Source organism: Parerythrobacter lutipelagi (assembly GCF_005434975.1).
Lineage (GTDB): Bacteria > Pseudomonadota > Alphaproteobacteria > Sphingomonadales > Sphingomonadaceae > Parerythrobacter_A > Parerythrobacter_A lutipelagi.
Genome location: NZ_SKCJ01000001.1, coordinates 1,131,310 through 1,147,739 on the forward strand (window position 1 = coordinate 1,131,310; position 16,430 = coordinate 1,147,739).

The 16,430-nt window shown below is 63.6% G+C and carries 17 protein-coding genes and 1 tRNA gene; 12 read left to right on the forward strand and 6 right to left on the reverse strand.

Annotation, left to right across the window (positions count from 1 at the left end; all coding sequences use genetic code 11):
* Positions 1–25: 25 nt before the first annotated feature.
* Positions 26–823, forward strand: coding sequence for a Rossmann-fold NAD(P)-binding domain-containing protein (locus tag E0502_RS05655; RefSeq protein WP_137677551.1), 798 nt, complete (start codon positions 26–28; stop codon positions 821–823).
* Here E0502_RS05655 and E0502_RS05660 read toward each other — a convergent pair.
* The gene (locus tag E0502_RS05660; protein WP_137676938.1) at positions 807–1,760 is read right to left on the reverse strand and encodes a DMT family transporter; all 954 of its coding nucleotides are present in this window, start codon (positions 1,758–1,760) and stop codon (positions 807–809) included. The genes E0502_RS05655 and E0502_RS05660 overlap by 17 nt on opposite strands.
* Entirely contained in the window at positions 1,757–2,764 is a 1,008-nt protein-coding gene (locus E0502_RS05665; RefSeq protein WP_137676939.1) for a threonine aldolase family protein, read from the reverse strand. Before E0502_RS05665 ends, E0502_RS05660 begins: the two co-directional genes overlap by 4 nt.
* 51 nt (positions 2,765–2,815) lie before the next feature.
* On the opposite strand from E0502_RS05665, the gene E0502_RS05670 reads away from it, so the two are divergent.
* Positions 2,816–3,109, forward strand: coding sequence for a GNAT family N-acetyltransferase (locus E0502_RS05670; protein WP_137676940.1), 294 nt, complete (start codon positions 2,816–2,818; stop codon positions 3,107–3,109).
* A gap of 32 nt (positions 3,110–3,141) precedes the next feature.
* Here E0502_RS05670 and E0502_RS05675 read toward each other — a convergent pair whose 3' ends face one another.
* The 4 genes from E0502_RS05675 to E0502_RS05690 all read right to left on the reverse strand — a co-directional run bounded on the left by E0502_RS05675 (position 3,142) and on the right by E0502_RS05690 (position 6,612).
* Positions 3,142–4,695 carry a PH domain-containing protein gene (locus E0502_RS05675; RefSeq protein ID WP_240048879.1) on the reverse strand — a complete coding sequence of 518 codons (1,554 nt, stop codon included), beginning with the start codon at positions 4,693–4,695 and terminating at the stop codon, positions 3,142–3,144.
* Positions 4,692–5,150, reverse strand: a complete 459-nt coding sequence (locus tag E0502_RS05680; RefSeq protein WP_137676941.1) for a PH domain-containing protein — start codon at positions 5,148–5,150, stop codon at positions 4,692–4,694. Before E0502_RS05680 ends, E0502_RS05675 begins: the two co-directional genes overlap by 4 nt.
* A 41-nt stretch (positions 5,151–5,191) precedes the next feature.
* On the reverse strand, positions 5,192–6,361 hold the full coding sequence (locus E0502_RS05685) for an acyl-CoA dehydrogenase family protein (RefSeq protein ID WP_137676942.1): 1,170 nt from the start codon (positions 6,359–6,361) through the stop codon (positions 5,192–5,194).
* Positions 6,362–6,537: 176 nt separating this feature from the next.
* Positions 6,538–6,612: transfer RNA gene (locus E0502_RS05690), tRNA-Thr, on the reverse strand.
* Between the two features lie 90 nt (positions 6,613–6,702).
* Here E0502_RS05690 and E0502_RS15055 point away from each other — a divergent pair.
* The 10 genes from E0502_RS15055 to lspA are packed head-to-tail and all read left to right on the forward strand — an operon-like array spanning position 6,703 to position 16,414.
* A complete protein-coding gene (locus tag E0502_RS15055; RefSeq protein ID WP_161593709.1) occupies positions 6,703–6,852 on the forward strand; it encodes a hypothetical protein in 150 nt (49 codons plus the stop codon).
* Between the two features lie 35 nt (positions 6,853–6,887).
* Positions 6,888–7,574, forward strand: a complete 687-nt coding sequence (gene gpmA, locus E0502_RS05695; protein ID WP_137676943.1) for a 2,3-diphosphoglycerate-dependent phosphoglycerate mutase — start codon at positions 6,888–6,890, stop codon at positions 7,572–7,574.
* Between the two features lie 2 nt (positions 7,575–7,576).
* Positions 7,577–8,074: a 5-(carboxyamino)imidazole ribonucleotide mutase gene (gene purE / locus E0502_RS05700; RefSeq protein WP_192895925.1), complete on the forward strand. Its 498-nt coding sequence runs from the start codon at positions 7,577–7,579 to the stop codon at positions 8,072–8,074.
* The gene (locus tag E0502_RS05705) at positions 8,074–9,129 is read left to right on the forward strand and encodes a 5-(carboxyamino)imidazole ribonucleotide synthase (protein WP_137676944.1); all 1,056 of its coding nucleotides are present in this window, start codon (positions 8,074–8,076) and stop codon (positions 9,127–9,129) included. Before purE ends, E0502_RS05705 begins: the two co-directional genes overlap by 1 nt.
* Positions 9,126–9,653, forward strand: coding sequence for a dihydrofolate reductase (locus E0502_RS05710; RefSeq protein WP_137676945.1), 528 nt, complete (start codon positions 9,126–9,128; stop codon positions 9,651–9,653). Before E0502_RS05705 ends, E0502_RS05710 begins: the two co-directional genes overlap by 4 nt.
* The gene (locus E0502_RS05715) at positions 9,650–10,843 is read left to right on the forward strand and encodes a dipeptidase (RefSeq protein ID WP_137676946.1); all 1,194 of its coding nucleotides are present in this window, start codon (positions 9,650–9,652) and stop codon (positions 10,841–10,843) included. The genes E0502_RS05710 and E0502_RS05715 overlap by 4 nt, the downstream gene beginning before the upstream one ends.
* Positions 10,840–11,775, forward strand: a complete 936-nt coding sequence (locus E0502_RS05720; protein WP_137676947.1) for a bifunctional riboflavin kinase/FAD synthetase — start codon at positions 10,840–10,842, stop codon at positions 11,773–11,775. Before E0502_RS05715 ends, E0502_RS05720 begins: the two co-directional genes overlap by 4 nt.
* Before the next feature lies 1 nt (position 11,776).
* Positions 11,777–12,829, forward strand: coding sequence for a glycerophosphodiester phosphodiesterase family protein (locus E0502_RS05725; protein WP_137676948.1), 1,053 nt, complete (start codon positions 11,777–11,779; stop codon positions 12,827–12,829).
* Between the two features lie 40 nt (positions 12,830–12,869).
* Positions 12,870–15,905, forward strand: coding sequence for an isoleucine--tRNA ligase (locus tag E0502_RS05730; protein ID WP_137676949.1), 3,036 nt, complete (start codon positions 12,870–12,872; stop codon positions 15,903–15,905).
* Positions 15,902–16,414: a signal peptidase II gene (lspA, locus tag E0502_RS05735; RefSeq protein WP_137676950.1), complete on the forward strand. Its 513-nt coding sequence runs from the start codon at positions 15,902–15,904 to the stop codon at positions 16,412–16,414. The genes E0502_RS05730 and lspA overlap by 4 nt, the downstream gene beginning before the upstream one ends.
* The last annotated feature ends 16 nt before the right edge of the window (positions 16,415–16,430 follow it).

Here is a 16,430-nt window from a genome sequence, read left to right on the forward strand (position 1 = left end):
GCTCTCCAACCGCTACAACGCAGCAATGGCAAGGATGTTCATTTTCGGATTGGGATACACCGCCAGCCGCATCGCCGAAGCGCTGCGAAAGCGGTCGTGGCACGTCGATGCAACAGGCAGCGCGGGCAATGTCGATTTCGCTGATCCGGACGCGGTAATGGCGGCGCTGTCCGAGGCGACCCACGTCCTGTCGTCCGTACCGCCCGCCGACAACAGCGATCCCGTGCTGGACCGATATGGCGATGCGTTGACTCACAGCTGGCTCGGCTACCTCTCCTCGACCGGCGTTTACGGCGATACGGGCGGGGCGTGGGTCGATGAAAGCGCCCCGACCGGCACCGGACGCCGCACAGCGCGCGCGGCATGCGACGATCGCTGGGTGGAATGCGGCGCGCGCGTCTTCCGTCTGCCGGGCATCTATGGACCGGACCGCTCGGCCCTGGACCGCGTGCGCGATGGAAAAGCGAACCGGATCGACCTGCCGGGGCAAGTGTTCAGCCGCGTGCATGTTGACGATATCGTGTCCGGCGTACTGGCCGCCATCGACACCGTCGCGGCGGCAGGGGCGTACAATCTTGGTGATGATTTGCCCGCCAGCAGCAATGCCGTAACGGAAGAAGCGTGCCGCTTGCTGGGCGTTGAACCGCCGCCATTGCAGACAATGGACGAAGCGGACCTGTCACCCATGGCGCGGGGATTCTACGCGGAGAATCGCCGCGTCGCGAAGGGCAAGGCGAAACGCGTGCTTGGCTGGGTGCCGCGCTATCCGACCTATCGCGAAGGGCTGCGTGCGATTGTGGCAGACTTCAAGGTTCAGGCGTAGCGCGCCGCGGCGGAGCAGAACGACCGCGCATCGCCACCAGCAGCCCGGCCATTGCCAGCACTGCACCCGCGACGGAAAGCGGCCCCCATGCGAACCCTTCGAACAGGGTCGAAAGCACCATGGCGACAACCGGCACCAGAACGCTGGAATAGGCCGCTGTTCCGGCGCCGACTTCGCGCACCAGCCGGTAATAGAGCGGGAAGGTGCAAACCGATCCGAGCAGGCCGAGATAAACGACCCCTGCGGCATATTCGGGACGCGGGTCGAACACCGGCGGGCCGCTGGAAATCCACGCCATCGCGCAGTTCACGACCACGCCGAAGGCCATCGCCCAGGCGAGCAGCGTAAGAAAAGGCAGCTTCTTGGCGCCGTCCATCGCTTGCACGATATTGGCGCCCGACGCGGCGAGGATGCCGCCACAGGTCAGCACCACCCCGAGCAGCACATCCTCCAGCGTTGCGGGCGAGGCGCGGTATTCATGTGCGAAGAGCAAAGCGATGCCGAGCGCGGCGATACCGGTTCCGATCACGAATTCACGCCGGATCGGCTGACCAAGCAAGAGCTTCCCGAAAATCGCATTCGGAACCATCAGCAGAGCGAACATCACTGCCACGAGGCCGGACGTGATGAACAGCTCTGCGTTGTAGACGAAGGTGAAATTGAGCACGAACTGGAGCAGCCCGAGCAAGGCGACCCAACCCCAGCCCGATCGCGGAACGGTCAATGGCTCGCGCCGTATTGCGACCAGCGCGAACATGCCGAGAGCTGCGACGGCAAAACGGTAAGTGATCGACCATTGCGCGGGGACCGAGGAAAGCTGGTCGCGAATGACCAGCCATGTTCCGCCCCAGATCAGACTGACCAGCAGGAACGATCCGAAGTTTCTGGGTTCGAGCAGGCTGGCCGTTCCGGTTTGCCCGCTTTGCGCTGAGCTCATAGCGATGCGACAGCTTTCGCCAGTTCGCTGGCTGCGGCAGGATCGCTGTTCCAGGCGGTAACGAAGCGCGCAGCGTCTGCGCCCCAGTCATAGAAACCGAAGCCCTGCGCCCGCAGCGCCTCTCTTTCTGCAATCGTGCAGCGCACGAACAATTCGTTGGCCTCCACCGGATGCATCAGCCGGTCGCCGCAAGAAGAGGCGATCTCCGCCGCTGCCGCATTCGCCGCGCGCGCATTCTCGAGCCACAGGTCACCTTCGAGCATCGCCAGCACCTGAGCCGCAAGATAGCGGCCTTTGCTTTGCAAGTGCCCGGCCCGTTTGCGGCGATACCGCGCGATATCGGCCAGTCGGGGGTCGAAGAACACAATCGCCTCCGCGCTCATTCCGCCGTTTTTGACGAAGCCGAAGCTCAGCGCCTGCGCCGGGCCAACCGCTTCGGCGGGCGAGCAGCCGAGGAAGGCAACGGCATTGCCGAAGCGCGCACCGTCAACATGCAGTCCAAGCCCGCGAGCCTGCGCGAGATTGCCGATGGCCAGCAATTCTTCGGGCCGATAGCAGCGCCCGTATTCACTCGCCTGCGTGACGGAAATGGCATGCGGCTGGACCTGATGCACATCATCGCGAATCGGGTCGATTTCCGCGCAGATGGTATCTGGCGTCAGCTTCGCGCCCGCCCCGCCGGCCAGCATCAGCTTGGCGCCGTGGAGGTAAAACCCCGGCGCGCCCGCCTCGTCCATCTCGATATGCGCTTCGCGGTGACACACGACCCCGCCATGCGGATCGCACAGCGTGGCCAGCGCGAGGCAATTGGCCGCCGTGCCGGTTGCCACCCATAGCGCTGCACATTCCCGCCCGAACAATGCGCCAAAGCGCGCGTCCATTTCCTGCGACAGCGCATCGCCGTCATAGGGTGCGTCGGCTTCATCCACGGCGCGCATCGCTTCCCACAACTGCGGGTGGACGCTGGCGGCGTTGTCGGACAGGAATTGCTTGCTGCGGCTCATCGCGGAACGCCCTGACGCAGCGCGGCGTTGAGCGCAAGAAGGAGAAATGCATTGGCAGACGTCACAATCACCCACCACCCTCGCGGAGAGGGCGGTCGCTACCTCGCACAAGTCGCGGGCAGCGAGCACACCGGACGGCTCGACTGGGAGCCGCGCGGCGAGAATGTCCGCGTGGCCACGCATACGGTCGTCCCGCAGGCGATTGGCGGGCAGGGTATCGCCGCGCAGCTGGTCGATGCGCTGATTGCCGACGCACGCGAGGAGGGCTTCCGGATCGTGCCGCAATGCTCCTATGTCGAAAAGAAGTTCGAGGAGAACCCCGGCTGGGCGGATCTGCGCGCCTGAGCGGTCCAGTCTTGTCGGTCAGGCCAGATCGGTCACGTAAGCTCGGAAAAATCCTTCGCCGAAATGCTGTCGAGCACGGCGCGGCGCAGTTCATGCGCGCGATCGAGCGGCAAGCCGGCGATGGCGAACGCGCCACCCGCCAGCCCGAGGTGCAACGTCGCATAGCCGCGCCAGCGGGCAATCGGGCCTTGCGAAATTTCCGCTGACTGCAGTTTCACGCGGTTCGCGACCGCAGTAGAAGGGGCGAGCCAGCCGGTTCGGCGATACACCTGTGTTTCGTCGATCGCGTTGCGCGCATAACGCCACAAAAAGGCCTGCCGCACCGCAAGGAACAGCGCAAATGCGAAAGGAATGAGCGCGAAACCCCAACGCCCGTCTATTTCCTCGATGCCGCTGAATGCCGCCAGGCCTAGGATGACGATCCCGATCAGCGCCGGGATCAGCGCGTCGATCCACATGCCGACATTGCGATAGGCTCTGCTGCTGCGCTGCCAGTCGAGAGTGTCTTCAGGCATTGCGAAACCCGCTGCCCGCACGATCGGCCGCAGTTCGTCCAGTTTCGCGAATGGTGCGACATCATGGCTGGAGCCGCCCGCATCCTGTGCGAGGCTGACGAATTTCAGCCCGTGCCAGCCGAACCGGCGGCGAATCATCCGCGTGCCGATCTGCAGCGCCTGCACACGGTGCGCCGGCATCACCACGTCGGTGCGCGTGAACAGGCCGCGCCTGCGGCGAAAGCCCTTGGCCGTACGGTCAAGCACAAAGCCCCAGTCGCGGGTGAAGGTCCGGACCAGACCGGTCACGGAACCGACAACGAAGAACGACACCAGACCGGCTGCCACGCTGATGACCTGCGCCATCGGCCCAAGCTGGCTGACATATTCCCCCGGTCCCGCGAGCCATTCCATCCACAAATCGGCATCCCACAACTCGATGCCGATAAAGCTGTCGGCATATTGCGCCAGACCCGCCAGCACCGCGAACACCGCCAGCGAGAATTCGAACAGTCCGAAAGTGAAGAGCCGTTTGGGCCCCATGGCGAAAAGCTGTTCCCCCGGCTGCGCCTTCGCGGTTTGATCGATTTCGCCCTCGCCCGGTTCGACCGATAGCGGGGCTTCGGAGTCATCCTTCTGAGCGCGCACCAACTCGCGCAGCGCCTCGCCTTCAGCTTCCGACAGATAAGCGAGAGCGAGTTCATCCTTGCCGGCTGAACCCGTTTCGAATTTGACCGAAACCAATCCGAACAAGCGGGGAATCAGCGCCTGTTCAAGACTGACATCCTGAATCCTCTCGTAAGGTACCGAGCGAGCGGCGCGCGACAGCACGCCGCTCTCGACGCGGATATCTTGCTCGCCGACTGTGAATGTCAGCCGCTGCCACTGAACAAATGCGACCAAGGTCATGAGGCCGACGATCACGGCCCCAATTGTCAGCGCGATACCGAAGCTCGCCGTGCTTGAGCCCGAACCGAAAAATACCGCTGCCATCGGCACAAGCGCGCTTTGAACGCCTCCCGCGCCACGCGCGAAGACGCTCAGAATGTCGGTCTGGCGCGGAACGCCGAGAGGAACTGCAGGCTCGCTCACAGCGTCTCGCGCTTGATATGGGCGCGAATTTCCTCGCGCATGGCGGCCGCGTCTTCCGTTGCGAGGCCCGGCAGGTTGACGGAGGCGTTATGCGTACCGGCGGTGTGCACGGTCAGGCTGGACAGGCCGAAGGCGCGTTCCAGCGGACCCTGGTCGACATCGATATGCTGCACCCGTCCGAACGGCACCACTGTATCCGAATGGAACAGCAGGCCGCGCACCACGCGCAAGCGGTCGTCGCTCATGGCATAGCCGCGCGCTGCATAGCGCCGCAGCGGGATCCGGAAGATGATGAAGGCCGCCAGCAGCACCACCGGGATCAGCACGACGCCGAAAGGTAGTATGTCCGCCCCTTCGAGCGCGAAAGCTGCAATCAGGAGCGGCAATGTCGCGAGCGCAGTACGGATCCGGGTGACAGTCACGAAACGCGGATCGAGCTTGGTCAGGTCTTCCATGGGCCCCTGTCTAAATCGTCGGATGAGCCGGGCAACCGAAATCAGCGCCGCTGATCGAACCGCCGACCGATCATGGCCGCAGCGATGTTGGTTTTCTGCACATCGGTTGTGCCGCCTGCGATGCCCCAGGCAAAGCCATCGCGCACGCGCTGCTCCATCCCGTATTCCTTGTGATAGCCATAGCCGCCCATCACTTGCAGCCCGGCCGCGGTCACTTCGCGCACGATCTCGTTGGCATAGCATTTCGCGACGCTCGATTCGAACACGCTGGGCAGGCCGTTCGGCTCATGCGCGGCATTGGCCGCAGCGCGCCAGATCAGCAATCGCGCGGCCTCGACCTTCATCGCCATTTCAGCGAGCTGCAACTGGACAGCCTGGAAATCGACGATCGGCTTGCCGAAGGCTTCGCGTTCCTGCGTGTAAGCCACTGCCTGCTCCAGCGCTGCTGCCGCAACCCCGAGGCTTTGCGTCGCATTGCCGCAGCGCTCCAGCCCGAATGCGCTCATCAGCTGTCCGAATCCCCCAGCAGGCACGATGATGTTGCCCTTGGGCACACGCACATCTTCCAGCATGATGTCGCGCGTTTCGATCCCGCGAAAACCCATCAGTTCCTCGCGCGCGCCGAAGCTGACTCCGTCCATCTCCTTCGCCACCAGCACCGCGCCGATTCCCTTGGCGCCCGGCGCGTGCGACATGCGGCAATAGGTGACGTAATACTCCGCATGTCCCGCTCCGCTGGTCCAGCGTTTCGAGCCGTTGAGCACGAAGTGGTCGCCATCTTCGCGTGCGACTGTCGTCAAATCGGTCAGCGCTGTCCCGGCGCCCGGTTCCGACATGGAAACCGCGACCGTCGCTTCGCCGGCACAAACCTGCGGAATGATCTGCGCCTTGAGCTCCGCCGACGCAAATTTTTCGACTGTGCGCACCGGGCCGACCAGCGCTTCGAAGATCGGAAAGGCGACCGCGTTGGAAATCATCGCGAACTGTTCGAGCACCAGCAACGCCTCGAGATGGCCGAGCCCCAGCCCGCCATATTCCTCCGGCAGGTTCACCCCGAGGAAGCCCATTTCGCCATATCGCCGCATCATCTCGCGCGGGACGGAGAAGTCCTTCGCTTCCATCTCGCGCGCAAGATCGGGCAGTTCCGCCCGGGCAAACTTGCGCGCGGCGTCCTGCAGCTCGCGCTGCTGCTCGGTAAGCTGGAAATCCATGAAATGCGCTCTCCCTTTGCAGGAGAGCGCTGCCTCAAGAGGCGCAGGGGCGCAAGCCTCACCTCAACATCCCGGCAGCCAGAGGTCGGCCGGCCGCCGCGCCTTATGGTGCGAAAGCCAGGCACGCCGGATGGCGTGCGCCCGGCGCTTGAGGGTCAAACAAAGGGAAACGAAAATGGTGCCACGAGAGAGAATTGAACTCTCGGCCTCACCCTTACCAAGGGTGCGCTCTACCACTGAGCTACCGCGGCGCCTGTTCAAGACGCGCGCCTATCGTTGCGCGCGGCCCTGTTGTCAAGCCAAGCTTGAAGCAGCGCGGCATTAGCGGCAAGGCGTTTCGTATGAGTGAAGATACGGACAACAAAATGTCTCGCGAAGACCGTCTCGCAGCCAAGCTGCGCGAGAACCTGCGTCGCCGGAAAGCCCAGGCCCGCGAGATCGGCAGCGAATCACGCGAAAGCGGGCTTCCCAAAGAGGATGCGAAAAGCTAACGCGGCTTGCTCCTGACACACGGAGGAGCAATCTCTTGCCCACCCTGATCCTTGTTCGCCACGGCCAGAGCCAGTGGAACCTCGAAAACCGCTTCACCGGATGGTGGGATGTCGACCTGACCGAGAAGGGCGTGGCCGAGGCAAAAGCCGCCGGCCAGCTGCTGAAGGACAAGGGCGTGATGCCGACCACGGCCTTCACTTCACTGCAGACACGCGCGATCAAGACGCTGCATTATGCGCTGGAAGAAGCGGGACGGCTGTGGATTCCGGAAACCAAGGACTGGCGGCTGAACGAGCGGCACTATGGCGGGCTCACCGGGCTCGACAAGCAGGAAACCCGCGACCGGCACGGCGACGAACAGGTCCATATCTGGCGCCGCAGTTTCGACGTTCCGCCCCCGGTGATGGAAGCAGGGCACGAGTACGACATGCGCGGCGACCCGCGCTATGCCGGGATCGATATCCCCGCGACGGAAAGCCTCAAGCTGACAATAGAGCGGGTCCTGCCCTATTGGGAAAGCGCAATCCTGCCGGTTCTGGCGAGCGGCGAGACAGTGATCATTTCCGCGCATGGCAACAGCCTGCGCGCGCTGGTCAAACACCTCTCGGGCATATCGGACGACGATATCACCGGGCTGGAAATCCCGACCGGCCAGCCGATTGTCTACCAGTTCGACGACGCGATGGCGCCGGGCGAACGCTACTACCTCAAGGATAGCTGACTATGGCGGGGGGAAATCCGGGTGACGCAAAAGTCGCCATTGTGATGGGGAGCCAGTCGGACTGGCCGACCATGCAATGCGCCGCAGAGGTGCTGAAAGAATTGGGCGTGGAGAGCGAAGTTCGCATCGTTTCTGCCCACCGCACGCCCGACCGGATGTACGATTTCGCCAAGGGCGCAGAGGCCGAGGGCATTCGCGTAATCATAGCGGGCGCCGGCGGCGCGGCACATCTGCCGGGCATGATCTCCGCGCTCACGCATTTGCCGGTGCTTGGTGTTCCGGTGCAGTCCAAAGCGCTGTCGGGTCAGGACAGTTTGCTGTCGATCGTCCAGATGCCCGCCGGGGTACCGACCGCAACCTTCGCCATTGGCGAGCCGGGCGCGACCAATGCGGGGCTCTATGCCGCTGCCATCCTTGCCCTGTCGGATGAGGGTGTGCGCGAGCGGCTGATCGCATGGCGCGCCGCGCGCAGCGAAGCGGTTGCGGAACGGCCCGCCTGATGATTGCGCCCGGGAGCACCATCGGCATTCTCGGCGGCGGCCAGTTGGGCCGGATGATGGCAATCGCCGCCGCGCAGCTGGGCTATCGCTGTATCGGCTATGCGCCGCAGGGCGATAATGTCGCCGAAGAAGTCTGCGCCGACTTCTTCACCAACAAGTGGAACGACGCTCAGGCGATGGCGGCCTTCGCACAAAAATGCGACGTCATCACGTGGGAATTCGAGAATGTTCCGGTCGGCCCGCTCGAACCGATTGCCGGCCAGCTTGCCCCGCATCCGCGCGCGCTGGAAACAGCGCAGGACCGGCTCAATGAAAAGCGTTTCGTGGAGCAGCTTGGCGGGCGTCCGGCACCCTATGTCCCGGTGGCGATCCGGGGCGACCTGACCGAGGCGGTCGAACGCATCGGTTTGCCCGGCATCCTCAAGACCCGCCGCGACGGATATGACGGCAAGGGCCAATGGCGGCTGCGCGACAGGCAGGATGTCGAAGGATTGAGCTTCAAAGGCGAAGATTGCATCTACGAAGGTTTCGTCGAGTTTGACGCTGAGTTTTCCGTCATTCTCGTGCGCACGCGCGAGGGTGATATCCGCTTCTGGGACTCATCACGCAATGTCCACTCCGACGGCGTGCTCGACACCTCATCCCTGCCGGCGGGCGAACTGATCGGATCGCAGGTCGAGGAGGCACGTGCACTCGCCAAGAAAATTGCCGATGCGCTGGGCTATGTCGGCGTTCTGACGCTTGAGTTCTTCGCCACGAAGCAAGGCCCGGTGTTCAATGAAATGGCGCCCCGGGTGCACAATTCGGGTCACTGGACGATCGAAGGCGCGGCCACCAGCCAGTTCGAAAACCACATTCGCGCAATTTGCGGTCTGCCGCTGGGGGATACCTCAACCATCGCCAGCACCGTGGAAATGACCAATATCATCGGCAAGGACGCCAAGACCGCGCATGGATGCCTGGCTGATCCAGCCGCGCACCTGCATCTCTACGGCAAGGCAAAACCCCGGCCTGGCCGCAAGATGGGTCATGTCACGCGGATATCGCGCGGATGAACTGTCCGATTTTCCTGATTTACGCGCGCGCGGCGAACGGGACGATCGGGCGCGACGGGCAATTGCCGTGGCATATCCCGGCGGACCTCAAGCGGTTCAAAGCGCTCACCATGGGCGCGGACGGCGAAGGCCTGCCGATGATCATGGGCCGCAAGACGTTCGAGAGCCTGCCGGGGATCCTGCCCAAGCGGCGGCATATCGTGCTGACCCGGCGCGAAACCTGGGATAGCAACGGGGCCGAGATCGCGCGGTCGCTCGAGCAGGCGATCGGTCTGGCCACCGACGGCAACGAAGGGCGGCAGATCGCAGTAATCGGTGGAGCAGCGGTCTATGACGTGTTTCGCGCGCGGGCCGACCGGATCGAAGTGACAGAGATTCACGCCGAATTCGAAGGCGATACATTCATGAAGCCGCTCGGTGCGGAATGGGAAGTGGTCGCGCGGGAAGATCACGCTGCGGAAGGCGATTTGCCCGCTTTCAGCTTCGTCACCTACCGCCGCCGCGATCCGCAGAGCGCGGAATGAAGCGGCGGATCGCACTTGCCCTGCTGGTGCTGCTGATCGCGGCGGCAGGCGTGTTTTTCCTGTTCGCGCCGCGCTGGGCCGAAGAATCGATGAACCAGATCGACGGGCAGGCGCTGATCGAAGTGTCTGACGAAGCCCGCGCACTGCACAAGACGCTGACCATCGTCGATCTGCATTCGGACACGCTGCTGTGGGACCGCGACCTGACAGGCCGCGCCAACCGTGGCCATGTCGACTTGCCGCGGCTGGAAGACGGCAATGTCGCGCTGCAGGTGTTCTCCAGCGTGACCAAGACACCGAAAGACCAGAACTACGACGCCAATGGCGCGGACAGCGACAATATCACCGCGCTGGTAATCGGGCAGCTCCAGCCGGTGCGGACGTGGAGCAGCCTGCTCGAACGATCGCTCTATCATGCGCAAAAGCTGGAGGACGCGGCGGGCAAGGCCAGCGCAGTGAAGTTGATCCGCAGGCCGCAGGATATCGACGGGCTGATTGGTCGGCGCAATATCAAGGGAAACGGCGTGGGCGCCATGTTCAGCGCCGAGGGGCTGCAGAGCCTCGAAGGCGATCTGGACAATCTCGACGTGCTCTATGCCGCCGGGATGCGCATGGCCGGGCTGACGCATTTCTTCGACAATGATCTCGCCGGGTCGATGCACGGCCTCGAAAAGGGCGGGCTGACCGACAAGGGGCGCGAAGCGGTGCGGCGGATGGAGGACATGGGCATGGTGGTCGACATCGCGCATTGCAGCCACCAATGCGTGGCAGACATCATCGCCATGGCACGCCGCCCGGTGGTTTCCAGCCACGGCGGAGTGCAGGCGACCTGCGAGGTCAACCGCAACCTGACCGATGATGAGATTCGCGGCGTGGCCAGAACCGGCGGGATCATCGGCGTCGGCTATTGGGAAGGTGCGATTTGCAGCACCGATCCGCGCGCGGCAGCCAGAGCGATGAAGCATATTCGCGACTTGGTCGGCATCGAGCATGTCGCGCTGGGTAGCGATTATGACGGCGCGGTGACCGTGCGGTTCGACACCAGCCAGCTGACGCAGGTGACACAGGCGCTGATCGACGAAGGCTTCAGCGCAGACGAGATTCGCGCGGCGATGGGCGGCAACGCGATTCGGGTGCTTTCCGCAGGCCTCGAGCCGCTTACTCCGCCGATTGCCGAGGACGCGCGATGAGGTGGCTCGACCACCGCGAAGCGATGCCTGAAAGCCTGCGCGGTGCAGTGGTGGCGCTGGGCAATTTCGACGGCTTCCACAAGGGCCACCAGGCCGTTGCCGGGGAAGCGATCCGCTGGGCGCGCGAGGCAGGACGGCCGAGCATCGTCGCAACTTTCGATCCGCATCCGGTGCGCTACTTCAAGCCCGATGTGCCGCCGTTCCGCCTGACCACGCTCGAGCAGCGGCAGGACCTCTACCTCGCCGCCGGGGCGACCGCGATGCTGGTGTTCCATTTCGATGGCGAACTGGCCGGAACCACGGCGGAGGATTTCATCACCGACATCCTGATCAGGCGTCTCGGGGCGCATGGCGTCGTGACCGGCGGGGATTTCACTTTCGGGCAAGGCGCGAAGGGCAACGTCGCGATGCTGCAGACGCTGGGCGGCGAACATGGTCTGGCCTCGCGCGTGGTCGAACCGGTTGGCGACAGCGACGAAATCATCTCCTCCAGCCGCATTCGCGAGGCTCTGCGTCAGGGCGACCCGGAAGAAGCCGCGCGGCTGCTCACCCGCCCGTTCGCGATCCGCGGGATTGTGGAACATGGCGACAAGCGCGGGCGCACCATCGGCTATCCCACCGCCAACCTGTCGATCGAAGGTTATCTTCGCCCCAGATACGGCATCTACGCTGTGACGGGCCGCATCATGGCTACGGGCCAAGTGCTGAAAGGCGCGGCCAACATTGGCATCCGCCCGCAATTCGAACCGCCCAAGGAGTTGCTCGAACCGTATTTCTTCGATTTCTCCGGCGATTTGTACGGGCAGGAGATCGAAGTCGCCTTCCACCACTTCCTTCGCCCCGAAGCCAAATTCGAATCGCTCGACGCGCTGACGGAGCAGATGGACAAGGATTGCGCCAAGGCTCGCAGCTTGCTGGACAACCAGGACTGATATGAACAAGTGGCTTTACTACCTCGGCCTGACGCTGGCCGCGGCTTTCCTCGCTCTCACGGTCCTCAACGCCAGCTGGCTTGCACCCGAACCGCGCGGGTCGGTCAAACTGATCTCGCAACGCGGAGTCGGGCAGCTTGGCTCGGCCCAGAGCGCAGGAGGAGGCCCCTGCACTGCCAAGCGGATCGAACCCGTCTATCACGACTATATCGAGAACACCGTCACCGGTATCCGCCGCTCGCTCGCGCATGGGGCGAAGATGGCGCAAGTCGATATCGCGCCGACCAGCGACGGCAGGATCGCAGTGTTTCGCGACCCGGCGCTGGACTGCCGCACCGATGGCACCGGGCCGTTGCGCGACAAGACCATGACTGAACTGCAACGGCTCGACATGGGCCATGGCTACACCGCAGACGGTGGCGAGACCTACCCGTTGCGCGGTAAAGTCGCGGGCCGGATGCCCGAGTTGAAACAGGTCATCGCCAACATCCCGCGGAACAAGCAGCTGATGTACCATTTCACATCCGGCGACCCGCGCGAGGCCGATCTGCTCGCCGCCGCGCTGGCGGAAGCCGGGCGCGATCCGGTGGCAGCGGGCGATGCCTTCTATGGCGACGCAGCGCCGGTCGAAGCAGTGCGCAAACGCTATCCTGATGTCTGGGCCTTCACCCCGGAAGAAGGGCAGAAATGCGCGAGCGATTACATCCTGACGGGCTGGTCCAGCGTGCTTCCGGCAAGCTGCAGGGGCGGGACAATGGTCATCCCGCTCAACCGCCAGTTCCTCTATTGGGGCTGGCCCAACCGGCTGATCGCGCGAATGGCGGAGCATGGCGGCAAAGTCATCGTCGGCGGACCGGCGGATAGCGGCCGTCCAGATGCCGGGCTGACTGTGCCCGAACAGCTTGGCGAGATCCCGTCGAGCTTCAACGGATATGTCTGGGTGGAGGATAGCTGGAACATCCCGCCCGCGCTCAATCCGGGGCTGGACCGCCGGACCATCGAGCAGCGCGAAGCCGCCGCCGCCGCGATCACCCGGCGGCTGGAAGCGCAATAGGCTTTATCCGCAGCGCCGAATCGGTTAGCGGCCACATCCTATGTCTGAACCCGAAGCCACAGCGCGCGATTACAAAGATACGGTCTTCTTGCCGAAGACCGCATTTCCCATGAAAGCTGGCCTTCCGCAGAAGGAACCGGGCATTCTGGCGCGCTGGCAGGAAATCGGACTGTATCAGAAGCTGCGCGAGGAGCGCGCCGGGCGAGAGAAGTTCATCCTGCATGACGGCCCGCCCTACGCCAATGGCGACATGCATATCGGCCATGCGCTGAACCGCATCCTGAAGGACATGGTGGTGCGCAGCCAGACCCTGCTCGGCAAGGATGCGCCCTTCGTGCCCGGGTGGGACTGCCACGGCCTGCCGATCGAATGGAAGGTCGAGGAACAGTACCGCAAGAAGAAGCGCGACAAGAAGGAAGTCCCGGCCAAGGAATTCCGCGCCGAATGCCGCGCCTATGCACAGGGCTGGGTCGATACGCAGCGCGAACAGCTCAAGCGCCTCGGCCTGATGGCGGATTTCGACAATCCGTATCTGACGATGCAGTTCGAAAGCGAAGCGACCATCGTCGCCGAGCTGATGAAATTCGTGGAAAGCGGCAATCTCTATCGCGGATCGAAGCCGGTGATGTGGAGCCCGGTCGAGGAAACCGCGCTGGCCGAAGCCGAAGTCGAGTACGAGGACATCACCTCGACTCAGATCGACGTGGCCTTCGAGATCGTGGAATCACCGATCCCCGAACTGGTCGGCGCGCATGCGGTAATCTGGACCACCACGCCGTGGACGATCCCGGTGAACCAGGCTTTAGCCTATGGGCCGGACATCGATTATCGGCTCCTCGACATCACTTACGATGCCGGAGCGCCAGATGGGCAGTCGCCGCAGGCTGGGACGGTAGCAACCGTCGAGGCCGCCGAAGCTGCAGGGCTTCCAGCAGACGCTACTCGAATCCTAATTGCCTACGACCTTGTCGGCCAGTTCAAGGCTAGGCTGAATGCAGCTCTCTCCAAGCTCAATATCGAAGGCGCTGTCGAGCCGACGGTAAATGTCTTTGATGCCCTCGGGGTCAAGAATAGCCGATACAAAGGCTCCGAACTCGCCGGAACCGTCGCGCGCCACCCGATGCACCATCTCGGCGGATTCTACGCCAAGCCGCGCCCGTTCCTGCCGGGCGACTTCGTCACCACCGACAGCGGTACGGGCCTCGTCCATATGTCGCCCGACCATGGCGAGGACGATTTCGATCTGTGCAAGGCCAATGGGCTGGACCCGGTCTTCGCGGTCATGGACAATGGCGTCTATCGCGACGACTGGGCGTGGCTCGGTGCCGACGACCTCGACAATGAAGGCAAGCCGCGCCGTCGCAGCGTGATCAACAAGCCGTTCAATGCGCCGGACGGCCCGATCTGCAGCGACCTACGCGCAGCAGGCGCGTTGCTCTCCGCATCGGAGGATTACGCGCACTCCTATCCGCATTCGTGGCGCTCCAAAGCCAAGGTCATCTACCGCTGCACGCCGCAATGGTTCGTGCCGATGGACAAGCCGCTCGACACCGGCGATTTCGATGTCGGCGTGCCCGAAGGCTTCGGCGCGGCGGTCGCGCTGTTCACCTCGAAAGACCATTCGACCCTGCGCGAGATTGCCATGCGCGAGATCGACCGGGTCCAGTTCTATCCGCCCAAGGGCAAACGGCGCCTCGGCTCGATGGTCGAAGGGCGGCCCGACTGGGTGCTCAGCCGCCAGCGCGCCTGGGGCGTGCCGATCACGCTGTTCGTGCGGCCCGATGGCAGCTATCTGCAGGACAGCTCAGTCAACGCCCGCGTCGTCGCCGCGGTGCGCGAGCAGGGCGTGGATGCCTGGGACGAAAGCCGCAAGGCCGAGTTCCTCGGTGAGGCGCACAATTCAGACGAGTTCGAGATGGTCACCGACATTCTCGACGTGTGGTTCGATTCGGGCTGCACCCACGCCTTCACGCTGGAGGGGGACCGCTGGCCCGACCAGCGCTGGCCGGCCGATCTCTATCTCGAAGGCAGCGACCAGCATCGCGGCTGGTTCCAGTCTTCCCTGCTCGAAAGCAGCGCGACGCGGGGCCGCGCGCCTTATGACGCGGTGCTGACCCATGGGTTCACCATGGATTCCAAGGGCAAGAAGATGTCGAAATCGCTCGGCAACACGATCGACCCGCGCAAGGTGATGGAACAGACCGGGGCGGACATCATCCGCCTGTGGGCGCTCTCTGTCGATTTCACCGAAGATCACCGCATCGGTGACGAGATCCTGAAAGGTGTCGGCGACCAGTACCGCAAGCTGCGCAACACTTTTCGCTACATGCTCGGCGCGCTCGACGGCTATGTCGGCGATATGTCGGACGCGACGGAAATCCCCGAGCTGGAAGTCTATGTCCTCTCGTTGCTGGCCGAGCTTGACGCGAAAATGCGCAAGGCGGCCGAAGAATACGACTTCAACACCTACACCCGCCTGCTGGTGGATTTCTGCAACGAGGACCTGAGCGCCTTCTTCTTCGATATCCGCAAGGACCGGCTCTATTGCGACGGGGCGGAAGATCCCGCGCGCAACGCCTATCGTGCGGTGCTAGACATCCTGTTCCATGCGCTGGTGCGCTATGCCGCGCCGGTACTGGTCTTCACCGCCGAAGAAGTGTGGCAGACCCGCTACCCCGAAGACGGCGAGCAGGACGGCAGCGTCCATCTGCTCGACTGGCCGAGCATTCCGCCGGTCGGCGCGCCCGATGCGCGCTGGGCGCAGCTGCGGACCTTGCGCGAACAGGTGATGGAAGCGATCGAGCCGCTGCGGCGCGACAAGACCATCCGCTCCGGCCTCGAAGCGGATGTCACCGTACCTGCCGCTGCCGTGCCTGAAGGGTTCACCGATGATCGGCTCGCCGAGCTGTTCATCACCGCGTCAGTCACCCGCAGCAATAGCGACGCGGTGACTGTAACACGCACCACCGACCACAAATGCGGCCGTTGCTGGCGCCTGCTTCCCGAAGTCGAGGAAGACGGCGCGCTGTGCGATCGCTGCGACAAGGTCGTTTCGGAAATGGATGCTGCGGCATGAGTATCGTCACAAAACCCCGCCTGATCGGCCTCGCGCTGGCCGCGGTGATTTTCGCGGTCGACCAGTGGGTCAAACGGCTCGTCGATGTCGACCTGAAGATGCGCTTGGGCGAGACGATCGACCTGCTGCCGTTCTTCGACCTGACCAGAGTGCACAATTACGGCGTATCGATGGGCATGTTCACTGCAACCAGCCCGGAAATGCGCTGGGGTCTGGTGCTGGTGACCGCTGCCATAGCAGTCATCGTCACCATCTGGATGCTGCGCGAGAAAGCGCAATGGGACATCATCGGGCTGAGCCTGATTCTCGGCGGGGCGCTGGGCAATATCGTCGACCGGTTCCGCTTCGGCTATGTCCTCGACTATGCCGATTTCCATATCGGCGAATTCCGCCCGTTCCTGATTTTCAACATTGCCGATGCCGCTATCACCATCGGTGTCGTCATCATCCTTGCCCGCGCGTTGTTCATTCGCGATAAGGGCGAAGAAGCACAAACCGAACCGGCGTAAGCCACCCGGAGAGCCT